This window comes from Haloferax profundi (assembly GCF_001469865.1).
Taxonomy (GTDB): Archaea; Halobacteriota; Halobacteria; order Halobacteriales; family Haloferacaceae; genus Haloferax; species Haloferax profundi.
The window spans coordinates 1-1,999 of sequence record NZ_LOPV01000596.1 but is presented as its reverse complement, the minus strand read 5'-3'; the positions used below and the strand labels follow the sequence as shown (position 1 = coordinate 1,999).

Genomic DNA, 1,999 nt, shown 5'->3' with positions numbered 1-1,999 from the left:
AGTCGCACGGACGCCGTGAGTACGATACAAATACGCTAACTGTTGCTCCTCGGTCACATGTTCGTAAAATGTCCACGCCGAAAGATAATCCTCTCTGTAATAAATTCACCATATATTTAATAGATATTTATTGTCAATAGTGTAGATATGTTAGGCACAACTGGTGACTCCTCGCCATATCATCAACACCAGAATCCCGTGGCGGATGTGATCTACGTTGGTGCTGACCGGTTTGTGAGGCCAGTGATTCAAGAGACATGTCTAAGCAAGAATTCCACGGTCACATCGGCCGGACGTACGACGAATCAGAGGAGTGGTGGCCAGAGCCGACGAGAGCACCAGAGGGTGCACCGAACGTCCTGATGGTCGTCCTCGACGACGTTGGCTTCGGCCATCTCGGCTGCTATGGCGGCCTCGTCGACACCCCGAACATCGACCGCATCGCAGACAATGGGCTCCGTTACAACAATTTCTACACGACTGCGCTCTGCTCACCGACGCGGAGTTGTCTGTTGACCGGCCGGAACCATCACTCGAACGGAATGGCCGGAATCACTGAGATCTCGACTGGTTTCCCCGGGTACAACGGGACCATCCCACACGAGAACGGCTTCCTCTCAGAGATGCTCGTCGAGGAGGGCTACAACACCCACGCGCTCGGTAAATGGCATCTCACACCGGCTCAGGATATGAGTGCCGCCGGACCATACGACCAGTGGCCCCTCGGCCGCGGATTCGAACGGTATTACGGCTTCCTCGGTGCTGATTCGAGTCAGTACTATCCGAACCTCGTTTCGGGGAACGAGCAAGTCGAACCACCAGCGACACCTGAGGAAGGCTACCATCTCTCCGAAGATCTTGCAGACAAAGCAATCGAGTACATTCAGGACTCGAAGGCTGTCGCGCCCGACAAACCGTTCTTCTCGTACTTCGCGACCGGCGCGTGCCACGCTCCCCATCACGTCCCCAAAGAGTGGGCCGACAAGTACGCCGGCGAGTTCGACATGGGCTGGGAGGAAGCCCGTGAAATGATTCTCGAACAGCAAAAGAAGATGGGTATCATCCCCGAAGAGACGGACCTCTCACCACACAACCCGGACGTTCCCCAGTGGAGTTTGCTCTCTGAGGACGAACGACGTCTGTACGCCCGCATGATGGAAGTGTTCGCAGGGTTCCTCGAACACACCGATGCGCAGGTCGGGAAGATACTCGACTTCCTCGAAGGGATTGGCGAGTTAGATAACACCCTCGTGATGGTCGTCTCAGACAACGGTGCGAGCGCCGAAGGTGGACCGACTGGCTCTGTCAACGAGAACCAATTCTTGAACAACGTTCCAGAGGACCTCGAGGAGAACCTCGAAGCGATGGACGAACTCGGCAGCCCAGAGTACTACAACCACTACCCGTTCGGGTGGGCGTGGGCCGGCGATACGCCGCACCAGCGGTGGAAGCGCGAGACGCACCGTGGTGGAGTAAGCGACCCGCTCGTGGTCTCGTGGCCAGACGGAATCGACGCTCGCGGAGAGGTTCGTGACCAGTTCGTCCACGCCATCGACCTCGTTCCCACGGTTCTCGAGGCTGTCGGCATCGACGCCCCCGACGAAATAAAGGGCTACACCCAGTCGCCTATCGAGGGAGCGAGTTTCGCCTACTCGTTCGACGACCCCGACACTCCAGAACAGCACACCACCCAATACTTCGAGATGTTCGCGTACCGCGCCATCTACCACGACGGTTGGCGTGCGGTCAACCCATGGACATTCAACGAGGAGATTACTGCCGAGGACCTCTCAGCGACCACACTCGAGGAGTCCGGTTGGGAACTGTACAACCTCCGAGAGGACTTCTCTGAAGCCCACGACGTGGCGTCTGAGCATCCTGAGAAAGTCCTCGAACTCGCCCAACTGTGGTGGACTGAAGCGGGCAAGTACGACGTTCTCCCGCTGGACGGCCGCGGTACGCAGCGCTTTGCAGCGACTGGACGACCATCGGTTTCTGC

At 57.5% G+C, this 1,999-nt stretch carries 1 protein-coding gene; it reads left to right on the top strand.

The features are described 5' to 3' along the window. Positions 1–257 precede the first annotated feature (257 nt). Positions 258–1,999 (top strand): arylsulfatase (locus tag AUR66_RS17465; protein WP_058573442.1); only part of this gene is annotated, 1,742 nt, incomplete at its 3' end.